The sequence below is a fragment of the Leifsonia sp. Root227 genome (assembly GCF_001428745.1).
Lineage (GTDB): Bacteria > Actinomycetota > Actinomycetes > Actinomycetales > Microbacteriaceae > Leifsonia.
Window position 1 is genome coordinate 119371 of record NZ_LMIO01000003.1, and the last position, 18596, is coordinate 137966.

General features: G+C 66.6%; 12 protein-coding genes. All 12 read left to right on the forward strand.

Annotated features, from left to right (window positions below):
• Positions 1–28: 28 nt before the first annotated feature.
• The 12 genes from ASE16_RS10645 to ASE16_RS10700 all read left to right on the forward strand — a co-directional run bounded on the left by ASE16_RS10645 (position 29) and on the right by ASE16_RS10700 (position 18595).
• Positions 29–1192 (forward strand): sensor histidine kinase, encoded by a 1164-nt coding sequence (locus ASE16_RS10645; protein ID WP_055894671.1) that lies wholly within the window; start codon positions 29–31, stop codon positions 1190–1192.
• A complete protein-coding gene (locus ASE16_RS10650; protein ID WP_055894673.1) occupies positions 1189–1854 on the forward strand; it encodes a response regulator transcription factor in 666 nt (221 codons plus the stop codon). Before ASE16_RS10645 ends, ASE16_RS10650 begins: the two co-directional genes overlap by 4 nt.
• Before the next feature lie 47 nt (positions 1855–1901).
• Positions 1902–2930, forward strand: a complete 1029-nt coding sequence (locus ASE16_RS10655; protein WP_235500461.1) for an SDR family oxidoreductase — start codon at positions 1902–1904, stop codon at positions 2928–2930.
• A 298-nt stretch (positions 2931–3228) separates the two neighbouring features.
• The gene (gene rpoB / locus ASE16_RS10660; protein ID WP_055894677.1) at positions 3229–6726 is read left to right on the forward strand and encodes a DNA-directed RNA polymerase subunit beta; all 3498 of its coding nucleotides are present in this window, start codon (positions 3229–3231) and stop codon (positions 6724–6726) included.
• Between the two features lie 45 nt (positions 6727–6771).
• Complete coding sequence (locus ASE16_RS10665; protein ID WP_055894679.1) at positions 6772–10647, forward strand: DNA-directed RNA polymerase subunit beta'; 3876 nt, start codon at positions 6772–6774, stop codon at positions 10645–10647.
• Positions 10648–10854: 207 nt separating this feature from the next.
• Positions 10855–12876: an alpha/beta hydrolase gene (locus tag ASE16_RS10670; RefSeq protein ID WP_055894681.1), complete on the forward strand. Its 2022-nt coding sequence runs from the start codon at positions 10855–10857 to the stop codon at positions 12874–12876.
• Positions 12873–13448 (forward strand): hypothetical protein, encoded by a 576-nt coding sequence (locus tag ASE16_RS10675; RefSeq protein ID WP_055894683.1) that lies wholly within the window; start codon positions 12873–12875, stop codon positions 13446–13448. The genes ASE16_RS10670 and ASE16_RS10675 overlap by 4 nt, the downstream gene beginning before the upstream one ends.
• A 182-nt stretch (positions 13449–13630) precedes the next feature.
• A complete protein-coding gene (locus ASE16_RS10680) occupies positions 13631–14080 on the forward strand; it encodes a hypothetical protein (protein WP_055894686.1) in 450 nt (149 codons plus the stop codon).
• Between the two features lie 100 nt (positions 14081–14180).
• Positions 14181–14711 (forward strand): hypothetical protein, encoded by a 531-nt coding sequence (locus ASE16_RS10685; protein WP_235500462.1) that lies wholly within the window; start codon positions 14181–14183, stop codon positions 14709–14711.
• A 155-nt stretch (positions 14712–14866) separates the two neighbouring features.
• Positions 14867–15097, forward strand: a complete 231-nt coding sequence (locus tag ASE16_RS10690) for a hypothetical protein (protein WP_055894689.1) — start codon at positions 14867–14869, stop codon at positions 15095–15097.
• Positions 15098–15299: 202 nt separating this feature from the next.
• Positions 15300–16970 (forward strand): GspE/PulE family protein, encoded by a 1671-nt coding sequence (locus tag ASE16_RS10695; protein ID WP_055894691.1) that lies wholly within the window; start codon positions 15300–15302, stop codon positions 16968–16970.
• 8 nt (positions 16971–16978) lie between these two features.
• Positions 16979–18595, forward strand: coding sequence for a PilT/PilU family type 4a pilus ATPase (locus ASE16_RS10700; protein WP_321164250.1), 1617 nt, complete (start codon positions 16979–16981; stop codon positions 18593–18595).
• Position 18596: the final 1 nt, after the last annotated feature.

Below are 18596 nucleotides of genomic sequence, written 5' to 3' on the forward strand. Positions count from 1 at the left end.
TCCGGACGATTCGCACCATGATGGGATCGTGAATCAGACAGGACGACAGAGCCCGCTGGCTTTCGCGCTCAATCTCTTCGGCGCGCTCGCCATCGGGTTCTCGCTCGTCGTCTCGCACTCGAGCGAGCGGCCGGTCTGGGTGCTCGTCGTCGCGCTCGTGTCTGTCGCAGCCTGGCTCGCTCGCGGCGCGCTCGCCCTCGCGGGGGTTCGCAGTCTCGAACCGACCCTCCTCGTCATCGCGGCGGTGACAGGCGGCATCGTCGCCGCCCCGTCGGACGGCCTCTCGGTCGTCCCTGCTGCCATCGCCGTCCTCGCCACGGTCGGAACGCTGCGCTTCCCCGTGCTCGCCGGTCTCGGGCTGGCGGCCATCACGCTGGCGCTGGTCGCCGTCGGAGCGATCCCGTTCGGCACGGACGTCGCAGCCGTTCTCGCGATGATGGGCGGCGTCATCCTCGCCGTCTTCGCCGGACTCAGCAGACGGCAGTTCCGCCAGGCGGAGGAGCAGGCCGTGCTTCTGCAGCAGCGCGAGCTGGAGATGAGAGAGGAAGCGGCACGCATCGCCATCGCCCGCGACCTGCACGATGTGCTCGCGCACAGCCTGGGCGGTCTGGTCATCCAGCTCGACGCCGTCGAAGCGCTGCTCGAAGCGGGAGACAGCGCAGCGGCAGGCGCCAGGGTGACGGACGCGAGGGCGCTCGCCGCGAGCGGGCTCAGTGAGGCCAGGCGCGCGGTCGCGGCTCTGCGCGATCCGGACGGGAGCGGCTCATCCGGCTCTGTCTCGCCGTCCGCGTTCTCGGCGGCCGTCGACGATCTGCTCGCTGCGCACCGCTCGCTCGGCGGCGTGGTCGACGTCACGCTGCACGGCGAACCGGTCACGCTCAGCGCCGGCCAGGCCGCCGCGCTGCAACGAGCACTGCAGGAATCCCTCAGCAACGCGCGCAAACACGCGCCCGGCGAACCCGTGCGCGCAGACCTCGCCTGGAACACTGGCAGTGTGCGCCTCACCGTCTCCAATCCGCTCTCCGACGAAGCAGCCGCCGCTCCTGGAACCTCCGCGCTCGCCGCCTCCGGTGGAGGCCACGGCCTGGAGGGGATGCGCGAGCGCTTCCACGCCCTCCCGCTCGGCGGGGCGGCGACCGCTGGTGTGCTGGGCGACCGATTCACGGTGACAGCGGAGGCGAAGCTCTCATGACCGACCAGCGCAGCATCCGCGTCGTCGTCGCCGACGACCAGGCGATCATCCGCGACGGCCTCGTCACCGTGCTCGGCCTCCTCCCCGACATCGAGGTGGTCGGGGAGGCGGAGGACGGGGAGCGGGCTGTCGCGCTCGCCGCAGCCGAGCATCCGGATGTGGTGCTGATGGATCTGCGGATGCCAGGGCTCGACGGGGTGGCCGCTACTGAGCGCATCGTCCGGGAGGTGCCAGGCACGGCGATCCTGGTGCTCACCACGTACGCGGACGACGAATCGATACTGAGCGCACTGCGCGCGGGAGCGCGCGGCTACCTCACCAAAGATGCGGGCCGCGCCGAACTCGCCGCCGCCGTGCGGGCGGTCGCCAGCGGACAGTCGACGTTCGCGCCCGAGGTCGGGGCGCTGCTGGTCAGCACCCTGACCGGCGGAACAGGCACTGGCTCTGCGCCGGCGCCGGCTTCGTCGCTCTCCGCCCGCTTCCCCACCCTCACGAAACGGGAAGTGGAGGTGCTCGCCCTCGTCGCGGACGGCCTCAGCAACGGCGAGATCGCGTCCGCCCTGTTCGTCAGCGTCGCCACCGTGAAGACGCACATCAACGCGATCTTCGCGAAGCTGGCCGTGCGCGACCGCGCCCAGGCCATCGCCATCGTCCGTTCCTAGCTCGAGGAGCCTCGTCCGCTCCTTGATTGAGGAGGAGGATGAGCGGCATGACACAACGAGTGCTCGTCACCGGCGGTTCCGGCTTCGTCGGGGCGAACTGCGTTCTCCAGGCCCTGCAGGCCGGCTACGAGGTGCGGACCACCATCCGGACCCCCGCCCGCGCAGCCGACGTCCGCTCCCAGCTCGTCGCCGGCGGCCTGGAGGACGCGGGAGGGGACAGGCTCACCTTCGCCGTCGCGGACCTCACCTCCGACGACGGCTGGGCGGAGGCGGTCGCCGGCTGCGCGTTCGTGCTGCACGTCGCGTCTCCGTTCCCAGCGACGCAGCCGAAGGACGAGAACGACCTCATCGTGCCCGCTCGCGACGGCGCACTCCGCGTCCTGCGCGCGGCTCGGGATGCGGGCGTGCAGCGGGTCGTGCTCACCTCCTCGTTCGCCGCCATCGGCTACGGCCACCCGCCGACCGACCGCCCGTTCACCGAGGACGACTGGACCGACCTCGACAGCGGCGTGCCGGTGAGCGCGTACGCGAAGTCCAAGACGCTCGCCGAGCGCGCGGCCTGGGCGTTCATCCAGGAAGAACAGGGCGGCGGGCTGGAACTCGCGACCGTGAACCCGGTCGGCATCCTCGGCCCCGTGCTCGGGCACGACTACTCCAGCTCCGTGCAGCTCATCAAGGCGGTGCGGGATGCACGCCTCCCTCGCCTGCCGAACGTCAGCTTCGGCATCGTGGACGTCCGCGACGTCGCTGCGCTGCACCTCCTGGCCATGACCAGGCCGGAGGCGGCTGGTCAGCGGTTCCTCGCGATCGCCGGCGACGTGATGAGCGCGCAGGAGGTGGCACTCCTCATCCGGGGGCATCTCGGAGAGGCCGGCGCCCGCATCACCACCAAGACGATGCCGGACGGGGTGCTGAAGGCGCTCGCGCCGTTCAGCCGTGCCGTGCGGGGGTCGCTTCCGGACCTCGGGGCCGTGCGCAGGGCGTCGGCGGCCAAGGCGGAACGGCTGCTCGGCTGGTCTCCGCGGTCGCGCGAGGAGGCGATTCTCGCGACCGTCGACTCGCTTCCGACGGGCTGAATCCGCGTCTTTCCGCGGAAATAACGGAGAGGCCCCGCGGGTTATACCGCAAGGATGCGCATCGGGTCAAGAAAAGAGTAGACACGGCGCGCCCATTTGACATATAGTTGTCTTTTGCGCTCCCAGACAAACATCTGCCTTCATATTGCGGTCGGCCTTGCTTATCTTCCGTGCGCGCCTGGGCCTGGTTCACAGGTCAGATGGGCGCCAGCACGATCCCCTGGGAGTTCTCGTCCATACAGTACACACACTGACAGACAGTAACTGAGGCCCGACGGGGCCCACGGAGGTTATTTCCTTGGCTGCTGCGCGCAACGCAACCAACACTGACAAGACACCCAAGAACGGACGAAACGCATCTCGTCTCTCGTTCGCAAAGATCACTGACACCCTCACCGTTCCGGATCTGCTCGCACTGCAGACCGAGAGCTTCGACTGGCTGGTCGGAAACGACGCGTGGAAGGCCCGCGTCGCCGAAGCCCAGGAGCAGGGTCGCCAGGATCTGCCGAGCAACACCGGTCTCGAGGAGATCTTCGAGGAGATCTCCCCGATCGAAGACCTCGGTGAGACGATGCAGCTCTCCTTCACCAACCCCTTCCTCGAAGAGAAGAAGTATTCGATCGACGAGTGCAAGGAGAAGGGTAAGACCTACTCCGCTCCTCTCTACGTCGAAGCCGAGTTCATGAATCACCTCACCGGTGAGATCAAGACGCAGACCGTCTTCATGGGCGACTTCCCCCTGATGACCGAGAAGGGCACCTTCGTCATCAACGGCACCGAGCGTGTCGTTGTGTCGCAGCTCGTCCGCAGCCCGGGCGTCTACTTCGAGCGCACGCCCGAGAAGACGTCGGACAAGGACATCTACTCCGCTCGCGTCATCCCGAGCCGTGGTGCATGGCTCGAGTTCGAGATCGACAAGCGCGACCAGGTCGGCGTTCGCATCGACCGCAAGCGCAAGCAGTCCGTCACCGTGTTCCTCAAGGCGCTCGGTCTGACCTCCGAGGAGATCCTCTCGGAGTTCAAGGGCTACCAGTCGATCGAGCTGACCCTCGAGAAGGACGCCATCCTCACCAAGGAGGAGGCGCTCAAGGACATCTACCGCAAGCTGCGTCCGGGTGAGCAGGTGGCTGCAGAGGCCGCGCGTGCGCTCCTCGACAACTTCTACTTCAACTCGAAGCGATACGACCTCGCCAAGGTCGGCCGTTACAAGATCAACCGCAAGCTCGGGCTCGACGCCCCGCTCAGCGACTCCGTGCTGACCGTGCAGGACATCCTGGCCACGATCAAGTACCTCGTCGCGCTGCACGACGGCCAGACCACCTTCAACGGCGTCCGCAACGGAGAGCCTGTCGAGATCCGTCTCGATGTCGACGACATCGACCACTTCGGCAACCGTCGCATCCGCGCCGTCGGCGAGCTCATCCAGAACCAGGTCCGCACCGGTCTGTCCCGCATGGAGCGCGTCGTCCGCGAGCGCATGACCACGCAGGACATCGAGGCCATCACGCCGCAGACCCTGATCAACGTGCGCCCCGTCGTCGCCGCGATCAAGGAGTTCTTCGGAACGAGCCAGCTGTCGCAGTTCATGGACCAGAACAACCCGCTCGCGGGTCTGACCCACAAGCGCCGTCTCTCGGCCCTCGGCCCCGGTGGTCTGAGCCGTGAGCGCGCAGGCGTCGAGGTCCGTGACGTCCACCCGTCGCACTACGGCCGCATGTGCCCGATCGAGACCCCGGAAGGCCCGAACATCGGCCTGATCGGTTCGCTCGCATCGTTCGCGCGGATCAACTCGTTCGGTTTCATCGAGACGCCGTACCGCAAGGTCGTCGGCGGCAAGGTCACCGACCAGATCGACTACCTCACGGCGAGCGAGGAGGACGACTACATCGTCGCCCAGGCCAACGCTCCGCTGACCGCTGACAGCCACTTCGCGGAGGACCGCGTCCTGGCCCGTCAGAAGGGTGGAGAGGTCGACCTGATCCCGGCGGACGAGATCGGCTACATGGATGTCTCGCCGCGCCAGATGGTGTCGGTCGCGACCTCGCTCATCCCGTTCCTCGAGCACGACGACGCGAACCGCGCCCTCATGGGTGCGAACATGCAGCGTCAGGCTGTGCCGCTCGTCCGTTCGGAGAGCCCGCTGGTCGGAACCGGTATGGAGGGCTACGCAGCCATCGACGCCGGCGACGTGCTGATCAACGACAAGGCCGGTGTCGTGTCGGAGGTGTCGGCTGACGCCGTCACCATCCAGCTCGACGAGGGTGGGACGAAGACCTATTACCTGCGCAAGTTCGACCGCTCCAACCAGGGCACGTCGTACAACCACCGCGTGATCGTCTCCGAGGGCGACCGGATCGAGGAAGGCGAGGTCATCGCCGACGGTCCCGCCACCGAGAACGGCGAGCTCGCGCTCGGTAAGAACCTGCTCGTCGCGTTCATGCCGTGGGAGGGTCACAACTACGAGGACGCGATCATCCTCAGCCAGAACCTGGTGAAGGACGACACCCTCTCCTCGATCCACATCGAGGAGTACGAGGTCGACGCCCGCGACACCAAGCTGGGCAAGGAAGAGATCACCCGCGACCTGCCGAACGTCAGCCCGGACCTCCTGGCCGACCTCGACGAGCGCGGCATCATCCGCATCGGTGCAGAGGTCCGCCCCGGAGACATCCTGGTCGGAAAGGTCACGCCGAAGGGCGAGACCGAGCTCTCGGCAGAGGAGCGTCTGCTCCGCGCGATCTTCAACGAGAAGAGCCGCGAGGTGCGCGACACCTCGCTCAAGGTTCCCCACGGTGAAGAGGGCACGATCATCGGTGTCAAGGTCTTCGACTCGCAGGACGGCGACGACGAGCTCGGCTCCGGCGTCAACCAGCGCGTCGTGGTCTACATCGCCCAGAAGCGCAAGATCACCGCTGGTGACAAGCTCGCCGGCCGTCACGGCAACAAGGGTGTCATCTCCAAGATCCTGCCGGTCGAGGACATGCCGTTCCTCGCGGACGGAACCCCGGTCGACGTCATCCTCAACCCGCTGGGTGTCCCCGGACGCATGAACTTCGGTCAGGTCCTCGAGATCCACCTCGGCTGGATCGCGAAGAACGGCTGGGAGGTCAAGGGCAAGCCGAAGTGGGCTGCAGAGCTCCCGGAGGCCGCCTTCTCCGCCGCCCCGAACACCAAGGTCGCCACCCCGGTGTTCGACGGTGCCAAGGAGGAGGAGATCGCCGGTCTGCTCGACTCGACCACCGTCACCCGTGACGGGGACCGCCTCATCGGAAGCTCGGGCAAGACCCAGCTGTTCGACGGCCGTTCCGGCGAGCCGTACCCTGACCCGGTTTCGGTCGGCTACATGTACATCCTGAAGCTGCACCACCTGGTCGACGACAAGATCCACGCGCGTTCGACCGGTCCGTACTCGATGATCACCCAGCAGCCGCTCGGTGGTAAGGCGCAGTTCGGTGGACAGCGATTCGGTGAGATGGAGGTCTGGGCGCTCGAGGCATACGGTGCCGCGTACGCGCTCCAGGAGCTCCTGACCATCAAGTCGGATGACATCATCGGTCGCGTCAAGGTCTACGAGGCCATCGTCAAGGGTGAGAACATCCAGGAGCCGGGCATCCCGGAGTCCTTCAAGGTGCTCATCAAGGAGATGCAGTCGCTCTGCCTGAACGTCGAGGTGCTCTCGGCGGACGGCCAGCAGGTCAGCCTGCGCGACGCGGACGACGAAGCGTTCCGCGCTGCGGAAGAGCTCGGCATCAACATCTCCTCCCGCTTCGAGTCGTCGTCGATCGACGAGATCTAAGCGGCCAGACCTCACTGACACACTTTTTCCAGGAAAGAAGGAAAATTGATCGACGCAACAACGTTCGATGAACTGCGTATCGGCCTGGCCACTGCTGACGACATCCGTCGTTGGTCGTACGGCGAGGTCAAGAAGCCCGAGACCATCAACTACCGCACGCTGAAGCCGGAGAAGGACGGTCTCTTCGGAGAGCAGATCTTCGGGCCGAGCCGTGACTGGGAGTGCTCCTGCGGCAAGTACAAGCGGGTGCGATTCAAGGGCATCGTCTGCGAGCGCTGCGGCGTGGAGGTCACCAAATCCTCCGTCCGCCGCGAGCGCATGGGCCACATCGAGCTCGCAGCTCCCGTGACTCACATCTGGTACTTCAAGGGTGTTCCCTCGCGTCTCGGCTACCTGCTCGACATGGCGCCGAAGGACCTCGAGAAGGTCATCTACTTCGCCGCATACATGGTGATCGAGGTCGACGAAGAGGGCCGTCACGCCGACATGCCCGGCCTTGAGAACGAGCTCCGTCTCGAGATCAAGACCCTGTCCGACCAGCGCGACAGCCGCATCGCGGACCGCCTGCAGCGCCTGGAGACCGACCTCGCCGCACTGGAGGAGGAAGGCGCCAAGGCCGACCAGAAGCGTCGCGTCAAGGACACGGCCGAGAAGGAAATGGGCCAGATCCGCAAGTCCTACGACGAGGACATCGCTCGCCTGGAGCGTGTGTGGGAGTCCTTCCGCACCCTCAAGGTCGGCGACCTCAAGCCGGAGGACGCGGATTTCAACGAGCTCGTCGACCGCTTCGGCTTGTACTTCGAGGCGTACATGGGCGCAGAGGCGATCAAGCGTCGCCTGCTCGCGTTCGACCTGGCCGCTGAGGCCGAGCTGCTCCGCGACCAGATCGCGAACGGCAAGGGACAGAAGAAGATCCGCGCGATCAAGCGTCTGCGCGTCGTCTCCTCGTTCCTCGCCACCGGCAACTCGCCCGCCGCGATGGTCCTGGATGTCGTCCCCGTCATCCCGCCGGAGCTGCGCCCGATGGTGCAGCTCGACGGTGGCCGCTTCGCGACCAGCGACCTGAACGACCTGTACCGCCGCGTGATCAACCGGAACAACCGTCTGCGTCGTCTGCTCGACCTCGGGGCTCCCGAGATCATCGTGAACAACGAGAAGCGGATGCTGCAGGAGGCCGTCGACGCACTGTTCGACAACGGCCGCCGCGGTCGTCCCGTCACCGGCACTGGCAACCGCGCCCTGAAGTCCCTCAGCGACATGCTGAAGGGCAAGCAGGGTCGTTTCCGCCAGAACCTGCTCGGAAAGCGCGTCGACTACTCCGGCCGTTCGGTCATCATCGTCGGCCCGCAGCTCAAGCTGCACCAGTGCGGTCTGCCCAAGCAGATGGCTCTGGAGCTGTTCAAGCCGTTCGTGATCAAGCGCCTGATCGACCTGAGCCACGCTCAGAACATCAAGGCGGCCAAGCGCATGGTCGAGCGTTCGCGTCCGCAGGTCTGGGACGTGCTCGAGGAGATCATCCGCGAGCGCCCCGTGCTGCTGAACCGTGCACCAACCCTGCACCGTCTCGGCATCCAGGCGTTCGAGCCTCAGCTCGTCGAGGGCAAGGCCATCCAGCTGCACCCGCTCGTCTGCGCCGCGTTCAACGCGGACTTCGACGGCGACCAGATGGCTGTCCACCTGCCGCTGTCCGTCGAGGCCCAGGCCGAGGCGCGCATCCTGATGCTCGCATCGAACAACATCCTGAAGCCGTCCGACGGCCGTCCGGTGACCCTGCCATCGCAGGACATGATCATCGGTCTGCACCACCTCACCACCGTTCGCGAGGGCGCGGAGGGCGAAGGCCGCGCGTTCTCGTCGGTCTCCGAGGCGATCCTCGCCAAGGACCAGGGTTCGCTGCACCTCAACGCCAAGGTCAAGATCCGTCTGGAGAACTACGTTCCCTCCGACGCGAACGAGACCGGCACCGAGGGCGTCACCGCCATCGTCGAGACGACCCTCGGTCGCGCCCTCTTCAACGAGGCGCTGCCGGCGGACTACCCGTTCGTGGACGAGGTCGCTGACAAGGGCGTGATCTCCTCGATCGTCAACGCCCTCGCGGAGCGCTACCCCAAGGTGGAGGTCGCAGCAGCGCTGGACCGCATCAAGGACGCCGGTTTCTACTGGGCCACCCGGTCCGGTGTGACGGTGTCGCTGAGCGACATCCTGACGCCGCCGAACAAGCCGCAGATCGTCGCCGGCTACGAGAAGAAGGCCGCCAAGGTCACTGCCGAGTTCGAGAAGGGTCTCACGACCGACCTCGAGCGTCGTCAGGAACTGGTGAAGATCTGGACCGAAGCGACCAACGAGGTCGCCGAGGCCATGCGCGCCAACTTCCCGGCAGACAACACCATCAACCGCATGGTCACCTCCGGTGCCCGTGGTAACTGGCTGCAGGTGCGCAACATCGCCGGTATGCGTGGTCTGGTGAACAACCCGAAGGGTGAGATCATCCCCCGTCCGATCATTTCCTCGTACCGCGAGGGTCTGTCGGTGGCGGAGTACTTCATCGCGACGCACGGTGCCCGTAAGGGTCTGGCCGACACGGCCCTCCGTACCGCCGACTCCGGCTACCTGACCCGTCGTCTCGTGGACGTCTCGCAGGATGTCATCATCCGTGAGGACGACTGCGGCACGACCAAGGGTCTCGACCTGCCGATCGCCGAGGCCGGCGCCGACGGCGTGCTGGTGCGCGACGCGAACGTGGAGAACTCGGTGTTCGCCCGTACCCTCGCCGCCGACGCTGTCTCGCCGGAGGGAACCGTCGTGGCGAAGGCCGGTGACGACGTCGGAGACGTCCTCATCGACAAGCTCGTCGCTGCCGGTGTCACCGACATCAAGGTGCGCTCCGTGCTCACCTGCGAGTCGGCCGTCGGCGTGTGTGCTGCCTGCTACGGCCGCTCGCTCGCCACGGGCAAGCTCGTCGACATCGGCGAGGCCGTCGGCATCATCGCGGCCCAGTCGATCGGTGAGCCGGGAACCCAGCTCACCATGCGTACCTTCCACACCGGTGGTTCCGCATCCGCTGACGACATCACGCAGGGTCTGCCCCGCGTGCAGGAGCTGTTCGAGGCTCGTACCCCCAAGGGTGCGTCCCCGATCGCCGAGGCAGCCGGACGCATCACCATCGAGGACACGGAGCGCAGCCGCAAGGTCATCCTGACCCCGGACAACGGCGACGAGCCGCACGTCTACCCGGTGCTCAAGCGTTCGACCCTCCTCGTCGAGGACGGTCAGCACGTCGAGCTCGGAACGCAGATCATCGTCGGCGCCGTCGACCCGAAGGAAGTTCTTCGCGTCAAGGGCGTCCGTGAGGTGCAGAAGCACCTCGTCGGTGGTGTGCAGGGCGTCTACCGGTCGCAGGGTGTTCCGATCCACGACAAGCACATCGAGGTCATCGTCCGCCAGATGCTGCGCAAGGTCACCGTCGTCGAGCACGGCGACACCGACCTGCTGCCCGGCGAGCTGGTCGACCGCTCGAAGTACAACGAGGTCAACCGCGCCACTCTCACCGAGGGCAAGAAGACCGCGTCGGCCCGCCAGGAGGTCATGGGTATCACCAAGGCCTCCCTCGCGACCGAGTCGTGGCTGTCGGCCGCGTCCTTCCAGGAGACCACCCGCGTCCTCACGCAGGCGGCCATGGAGGGCAAGTCCGACCCGCTGATCGGCCTCAAGGAGAACGTCATCATCGGAAAGCTGATCCCGGCCGGTACCGGCCTGGCTCGCTACCGCAACGTGACGGTCGAGGCCACGGAAGAGGCGAAGGCGGAGCGGTACCCCAACCGCATCTTCGCCGACGACTCGGCCTTCAGCGAGAACGACCTGAGCTTCGTCGACTTCGACAGCTTCAGCTCGGACGACTACACCCCCGGAACGTACAACTAAGCGATTCCGTACGACAGACGGCCCCCGGTGCTTCGGCACCGGGGGCTTTCTTCGTTCCCGATGCCTATCGCGCCGTGCGGCGTGGCCTTTGAAACCCGACACCTGGTATCTGCACCAAAAGTATTGGTGTCGAAAATGTAGAACTGATACTGTGGCCCGGGCGGAGTTGGAGTTGGACTGACTCCGGCAGGAAAGGGTGGGCGCATCGTGGGATTGAGCTATGACTCGGGCGAGTCGGAAGGCATGACGACGGCGTTGTCGGCGAACCTGACTGCTGCGTCGGCTGTGCTGGTCGAGCTGGAGGGGGCGTCTGATCGGCTGCTCGCGGACTTGGGCACGGGAGAGTTGTCCGGGCAGGGGTATTCCGCGGTCGGTGCGTTGTTCACGTGGATCATCGCACCCTGTATCACGGGGGCGAAGGCGGAGCTGGATGCCATCCAGGGCGAGCTGGACACGTACGTTGTGGCTGATGAGAAGGTGAGTCGTTTCGGGGTCCTCCAAGAGGAGGGGCTGAAGGTGCAGATCGTTGCGACTCGGAACCAGCGGGATGCGACCGAGCGGCTGATCGAGTTCAACATCAGCACCGGGGACATCTTCGCCGCCGCGCCTGGTCTGAGCGGCGCCCTGCAGCTCAAGAACGCGCAGTTGGAGTTGGTCTTGGCCCAGCTCGAGAAGGACCTTCGAGACTTGGAAGACAGGTTGGGCGCGCTGCGGGCTTTCGCTTCCGCGACGCAGGGGCTGTTTCGAGACGGTGTTACACAACTGGAAGCTGCCATCGGCGACACCGTTGCGCTTTTGGAGCAACTCGGCCGGGCCGAGGGTGGTGCGCGTGCTGGCGGCGATGGTGTCGCGGCGAGGACGAAGGTGCTGGCCTTCCTGGGCCGCCTCGGCGCCTCGAAGGATTGGGCGACCGCGACGCCCGGTGAGTTGTCCTCGCTCCTGAACAACCTGTCCCCGTCGCAGATGAGGACCATGCTGGTAGCTCATCCTGGACTCCTGCAGAGGTTCTGGGACCATCCGCCCGCGCCGGAGAAGGCGGCAGCGTGGTGGAAGAAGCTCGACGCCACACAGCGGAAGGAGTGGGCGAAGGCCGTTCCGAGACTCGTCGGCAACCTCGACGGCTTCCCACCGCGTGTCCGTTCCGACGCGAACCGTGAATGTCTGAAGGTCGACCTCGCCGACGCGAAGAAGCGTCTCGCCTATGCGAAGGCGGACCCTGAGATCGGGTCGCCGTACGACGAGGTGCGCCGGCGGGCGCTCAATCGTCTCGACGAGGCGCAGAAGCTGGCCGACACGCTCTCCCGGATCGATATCGCCTACGGTAAGGGTCCGACCGGTGAACCACCGCGCGAGCTGTATGTCTACCAACCGGGCGAGCGCACCAAAGTCGCCATCAGCACGGGGCTTCTGGAAACGGCCGAACACATCAGCGTCGTGGTGCCCGGCATGGGAACCACCGCCAACGACATCGGACAATACGGCAACGCCGCGAAAGACCTGCGACAGCAGCAGTCGAAGGCGTCCGGTGTCCCGCGCGACAAGATCGCGGTGCTGTCGTGGCTGGACTACGACCCGCCCGGTGGGATGGATGGGTTGGGCGTCATCCAAGATGACCTCGCCAAAGCGGGAGCGGAGCGCCTGGGGAACACACTGCGCGGGTTGACGGCGGTGAAGGACTGGCCCGCGAACGCGGCCGGGCTCTCGGTCGTGGCGCACTCGTACGGGACCAACGTCGCCGCCCTCGCCCTGTCCAGGAAGGACGTGTCAGCGGGGCACGTCGTGCTCCTCGGATCAGCGGGTGTTTCCACGAGCGTCCCCTCAGCGGCCGCGTTGCATGTGCCGGGCGGAGAGGTGTACGCAGCCCAGGGCGTCAATGACGGATGGGCCGTGGTCGGGCAGAACATTTCCGGCCGCACCGATCCCACCAGCCCGGGCTTCGGCGCGCACCCGTTCAGCGCCGAGGACACCTCCCTTGATGGTGTCGCGCTGGAGGGGATCACGAAACACGGCCCGTTCGGAAACGGGCCAAAGAACCCTGACGCTTACAGCTACTTCGACAACCTCACCTCCGCGCAATACGCCACAGCAATGGCGACGATGGGGCGGGGGCAGGAAGTCCCCACCGGCGGAACCCCGCAGGACCGATCCACGGTGCCGAGCACGCAACCTCGCCCGAGCCCGAGCCCGAGCCCGACCCCGACCCCGACCCCGTCGGAATCGCGACGATGACCACTACGATCATGGGCACCCCTCGCACCCTGCTGCGCGTCGTAGCGCTGGGAGCGCTACTCATGTCGGGTGCGCTGGCCGGGTGCGCGCCCCAGCCTCAGACTAAGAAGGAGATACAGCAGGTGGACGATCAGGACAAAGCCGAGCGGGCCGCGGTCGAACAGGAAATCCAGCGTCTCTACGATGAGGCGACCGCGCTGGTCGCCGACACCTGGCCGACCGCCCCCGAGAGGAGCTGGGGGACCGGGTGTGGTGACTATGCCGATGGCACCCCGTCAGAGTCGTGGAACATATTCAACCAGTACTACGGTCCGACCAAGTCCAGTACGGAGGAGACGGCGGAGCGGGTTGCGAAGATGTGGACCGATTACGGGTTCCCGACGAAAATGGTCGAGGACAACAAGATCTACCCACCCCGGAAGGTGGTGTCCTACCCGCCATACCTGACCGGTGTGCGTGAAGACGGTTTCGCGATCGTGTTCACGATCGGCGAGAACTACGCCGACTTCCAGGGATACAGCCGGTGTGCCCCGCAGGACCCGGACGACCCGCGGCTACCGAAGAACTGGTGACCGTGCGCCGCTCGAAAGGCAGGTCAGCCACAGGGCGTCGCTCTATCCGGGTTGAGGGGAGCAAAGCGACCGTCAGGCACCCCCGCCGCGTGCTGCGTGTTGTGGCGTTGGCCGCTCTGCTAGCCACGGGTGCGCTGGCTGGGTGTGCGCCACAGCCGAGGACAGAGAAGGAAATTGAGCAGGTGGAAGATAGCGACAGGGCCGACCGTGTGGTGGTCGAGAAGGAGATCCAGCGTCTCTACGATGAGGCGACTGCGTTGGTCGCGGACTCGTGGCCGACCGCGCCGGACAAGAGTTGGCAGACCGGGTGTGGTGACTATGCCGATGGCACCCCGTCAGAGACGTGGAACATCTTCAACCAGTACTACGGTCCGACCAAGTCGAGTCCGGAGGAGACGGCGGAGCGGGTTGCGAAGATGTGGACCGATTACGGGTTCCCGACGAAAGCGGTCGAGGACAACAAGATCTACCCGCCGCGGAAGGTGGTGTCGTATCCGCCGTATCTAACCGGCGTTCGTGAAGACGGCTTCGCGATCGAGTTCACGATCGGCGAGAACTACGCCGACTTCGTTGGCAATAGTCGATGTGCTCCGGAGGATCCCGACGACCCGCGGCTGCCGAAGAATTGGTGACGGTGCTTCGATGAGAGGCGGGGTGGTCAAGTGGGCTCGCTCATTACCGGCTGTCCGGAGCAGGACGGCTGCACGGGATTCTCACCGTGCGCTGAGCGTTGTGGTGCTGGCAGCGCTCCTCACATCCAGTGCTTTGACCGGATGCGCAGCACAGCCGAGGACTGCGAAGGAGATTCAGCAGGTGGAAGATAGCGACAGAGCCGACCGTGTGGCGGTCGAACAAGAGATCCGGCGTCTCTACGATGAGGCGACAGCGCTGGTCGCCGACACCTGGCCGAGTCCAGACACGATGGATTGGGGGACCGGGTGTGGTGACTATGCCGATGGCACCCCGTCAGAGTCGTGGAACATCTTCAACCAGTACAAGGGTCCGACCAAGTCCAGTCCGGAGGAGACGGCGGAGCGGGTTGCGAAGATGTGGACCGATTACGGATTCCCGACGAAAGTGGTCGAGGACAACAAGATCTACCCGCCGCGGAAGGTGGTGTCGTATCCGCCGTATCTGACCGGAGTTCGTGAAGACGGCTTCGCGATCGTGTTCACGATCGGCGAGAACTACGCGGACTTCTCCGGATACAGCCGGTGCGCTCCGATCGATCCGGACGACCCGGTATTGCCGAAGAACTGGTGACGATCGCGCTAATTGCTCAGCGAATCTCGCGCCGAAACCCACCCGCCGAAGCGACGGGTCGTCATGGCGTGACGCCACCAGCGACGATCCACTCGCAGACAACGCCAGTGCCTTCGTCGTGGCTCCGACCCGTCTGGATGCGCGACAATGGATGCATGTGGCGTCACCTCCTCGAATACACCGACTCGACCGGCCGTGCGATGGTCGGCGTCGCGGTGGCGCTGCTCGTCGTGGCCGTCGGCAGTTTCATCCTCGGCATCGTCCAGGCCACCACTGGCCACGCCGCTGCGACCCTTCCGTTCTGGATCACGACCATGGCCTCCGCCGTCATCGCAGGCGTCCTCGTGTACCTCGCATCGCGCCGCGCGGACATCCGCCGCCGCTGACGCCGTCGCTGAGCCCGCCGCCGGATCGGGCGCTGAGTCCTAGCTGACCCCCAGGTGCGTGGCACCTGTACGCGGGAGTGGTGCGCGCGGGACGCGCGGGAATAGTGTGACACCGCTTCACCCGAAGAAGTGATATTGCAGTACCGCCGCATTTGCCGAGACCCCCGACCCGCCCCGGCATCGTCCTTGCGAGGAGGCTCCCGTGGCGTCGATGACGGAAATCCTGATCCTGCACGGCCATCTGCCGATCGAGTACCTCGACACGGTGACGAGCGAGCCGACAGCCGATGAGGCCGCTGTGCGCGACCTCCTCGCTCGCGGTGCCATCAACGCCGTGCAGTTGGCCCGCGCCCGCGCCGCCCAGACCGGCCTCCCGTTCGTGGAGCTCGCAGACTACCCCGTGGACCGCACGGCCGTCTCCCTGGTGAACGGCGCGATCTGCCGCCGCCACTCCGTGCTCCCGATCGGCACGGCCGACGGCACCGTGATCCTCGCGATGGCCGACCCTGGCAACGTGTTCGCCATCGACGACGTTCGCGCCGCCGCCAGGATGATCATCGCCCCCGCCGTCGCCGAGCTCGGGGACCTGCTCGCCGCGATCGACAGGTACATCCGCGCGGACGACGAGCTGAGCGACCTGACCACCACGCTCGAGGAGGAGTCGGCCACCCCGGACGAGTCCAGCCTCACCATCGCGGAGTCGAGCGACGACGACGCCCCGATCGTCCGGTTCGTGAACCTGCTGGTGAGCCAGGCCATCCAGGACCACGCCTCGGACATCCACATCGAGCCTGCCGAGCACGACGTCCGCGTCCGGTACCGCATCGACGGGGTGCTGCACGCCATGCAGAGCGCGCCCAAGAGCATCCAGAACGGTGTCATTTCCCGCCTGAAGATCATGAGCGACATCGACATCGCGGAGCGGCGCAAGCCGCAGGACGGTCGCATGTCGGTCGTGCACGGCGGCCGCCAGATCGACCTGCGTGTCGCCACCCTGCCGACGGTGTGGGGCGAGAAGGTTGTCATGCGCATCCTGGACAACACGAACACCGGGATGACGCTGCGCGACCTCAATCTGCTGGAGCGCAACTTCGAGACGTACTGCACGTCGTACTCGAAGCCGTACGGGATGATCCTGGTCACCGGTCCGACCGGCTCCGGCAAGTCGACGACGCTCTACACGACGCTCAACGCGGTCGCGCGGCCGGAGATCAACGTCATCACGGTCGAGGACCCGGTGGAGTACCGGATGGCAGGCATCAACCAGGTGCAGGTGAATCCGAAGGCCGGCCTGACATTCGCCAGCGCGCTCCGCAGCATCCTGCGCAGCGACCCGGATGTGGTCCTCCTCGGCGAGATCCGCGACCACGAGACGGCGCAGATCGCCATCGAGGCATCGCTGACCGGCCACCTCGTGCTCTCGACGCTGCACACCAACGACGCGCCGAGCGCTGTGACCAGGCTCACCGAGATGGACATCGAGCCGTTCCTGGTGGGCTCCGCCCTCGACTGCGTGGTCGCCCAGCGCCTCGCCCGTCGCCTGTGCGACCGCTGCAAGCAGCCGGCCACATACTCGGCCGACGACCTGCAGCGCCTGCGTTTCCCCGTGACAGCAGACGACGCTCCTCCCGTGGTGTTCGTGCCCGTCGGCTGCCCGACCTGCTCGAACACCGGCTACCGCGGCCGCATCGCGGTGCACGAGGTGATGGCGGTGAGCGAGGAGATCGAGCGCCTCGCCGTCGGCCGCGCCTCCAGTGCCGAGATCGGCAGGGCGGCGAGGGAGCAGGGCATGCTCACGCTGCGTGAAGACGGCTGGGAGAAGGCCAAGCTCGGCCTGACCTCGGTGGAAGAGATCCTGCGAGTGGTGGCCTAGGAGGGCTCATGGCATCGGATGCGAGCAACGACACGAGCTGGGGCGGTTTCCCGCCGCCGGAGGCGAAGCCGGTCTACGAGATCCCGGTGACGCCACCGGGCTCGACCGCGGCCGGGTGGGCGCCGGGGCCGGGGGTGCCACTGCTGCCGCCGCCCGCGCTGCAGCCGGTGGCGCCTCCCGTGCTGCCGCCGCCCGCGTTCCCGCCCGTCTCCGTGACGCCGCCCGCCCCGGTGTCCGCCCCTGTGCCGCTCCCTGCGCCGGTGTCCGCTCCTGTGTCGCTGCCCGCGCCGGTGTCCGACCCTGTGACGTTGCCCGTCCCCGTCGCCGAGGACCTCTACCCCGTCCAGCGCATCATCCCCGCCGGACGCCGGGCGGCAGAGCCCGTGCCGGAGGCCACCCTCCCCATCCAGCACCCGCACGAGCCGGAACCCATCGACGAGACCCTCACCACCGTGGAGCGCGAGGCACTGGAGCGGGCGGACGCCGAGCTCGTCGCCGCGCTGCACGAGGTCGTGTACCAGGGCGCATCCGACCTGCACGTCACCGTCGGCACGGCCCCGATGGTGCGCGTCGACGGCAGTCTCCGCCCCGCCGGCGCGGCGACGCCGTGGAACCACGACCGCACCAGGGCGGCGATCACCAGCCTGCTCACCGACCGTCAGCAGGAGATCTTCGACCGCGAACTGGAGCTGGACTTCGCGTTCACCATCTCCGCCAACTCCCGCTTCCGCGTGAACATCTACCAGCAGCGCGGCTCCGTCGGCGCCGCCTTCCGCCTCATCCCCACCGAGATCAAGCAGCTGCACGAGCTCGGCGTCCCGGATGCGGTCGGCTCGTTCTCGCAGTTGCCTCGCGGGCTCGTCCTGGTCACCGGCCCCACCGGCTCCGGCAAATCGACCACCCTCGCCGCTCTGATCGACCTCGTGAACTCGACCCGCGCCGATCACATCGTGACGGTCGAGGACCCGATCGAGTTCATGCACACCCACAAGAAGTCGATCGTCAACCAGCGCGAGGTCGGCCACGACACGCACAGCTTCGGCGCCGCGCTCAAACACGTGCTGCGTCAGGACCCTGACGTCATCCTGATCGGCGAGCTCCGCGACCTGGAGACCATCTCGGTCGCCCTCACCGCCGCGGAGACCGGCCACCTCGTCTTCGCCACCCTGCACACCCAGGATGCGCCGCAGACCATCGACCGCGTCATCGACGTCTTCCCTCCGCACCAGCAGGACCAGGTGCGCGCCCAGCTCGCCGCGACCCTGCAGGGCGTCGTCTGCCAGACCCTGGTGAAGCGCGCCAACGGACGCGGCCGCGTCGTGGCGACAGAGATCCTGATGATGACCCCCGCGGTCGCCAACCTCATCCGCGAGGGCAAGACGTACCAGATCGCCTCGATGATGCAGGCCGGCCGCGACTCCGGGATGCGGACCATGGACCAGCACCTGGCCGACCTGGTCAACTCCGGTCAGATCACCCGCAAGGCGGCCATGGACAAGGCCCACGACCTCGAGGGCATCACCCGCCTCATCCAGCGCGCGGAGTCGCCCACCGACGCGTCGGCGATGGCCATCGCGTCGAGCGGGCCGGACTTCGGCGACACCTATTCAGGAACGGTGAGGTAGA

What these genes read in the sequence shown, in the direction of transcription:
- ASE16_RS10650 (WP_055894673.1), top strand. Translation starts at nt 1,189, where the DNA reads ATGACCGACCAGCGCAGCATCCGCGTCGTCGTCGCCGACGACCAGGCG.
- ASE16_RS10655 (WP_235500461.1), top strand. Translation starts at nt 1,902, where the DNA reads ATGACACAACGAGTGCTCGTCACCGGCGGTTCCGGCTTCGTCGGGGCG.
- ASE16_RS10675 (WP_055894683.1), top strand. Translation starts at nt 12,873, where the DNA reads ATGACCACTACGATCATGGGCACCCCTCGCACCCTGCTGCGCGTCGTA.
- ASE16_RS10690 (WP_055894689.1), top strand. Translation starts at nt 14,867, where the DNA reads ATGTGGCGTCACCTCCTCGAATACACCGACTCGACCGGCCGTGCGATG.
- ASE16_RS10700 (WP_321164250.1), top strand. Translation starts at nt 16,979, where the DNA reads ATGGCATCGGATGCGAGCAACGACACGAGCTGGGGCGGTTTCCCGCCG.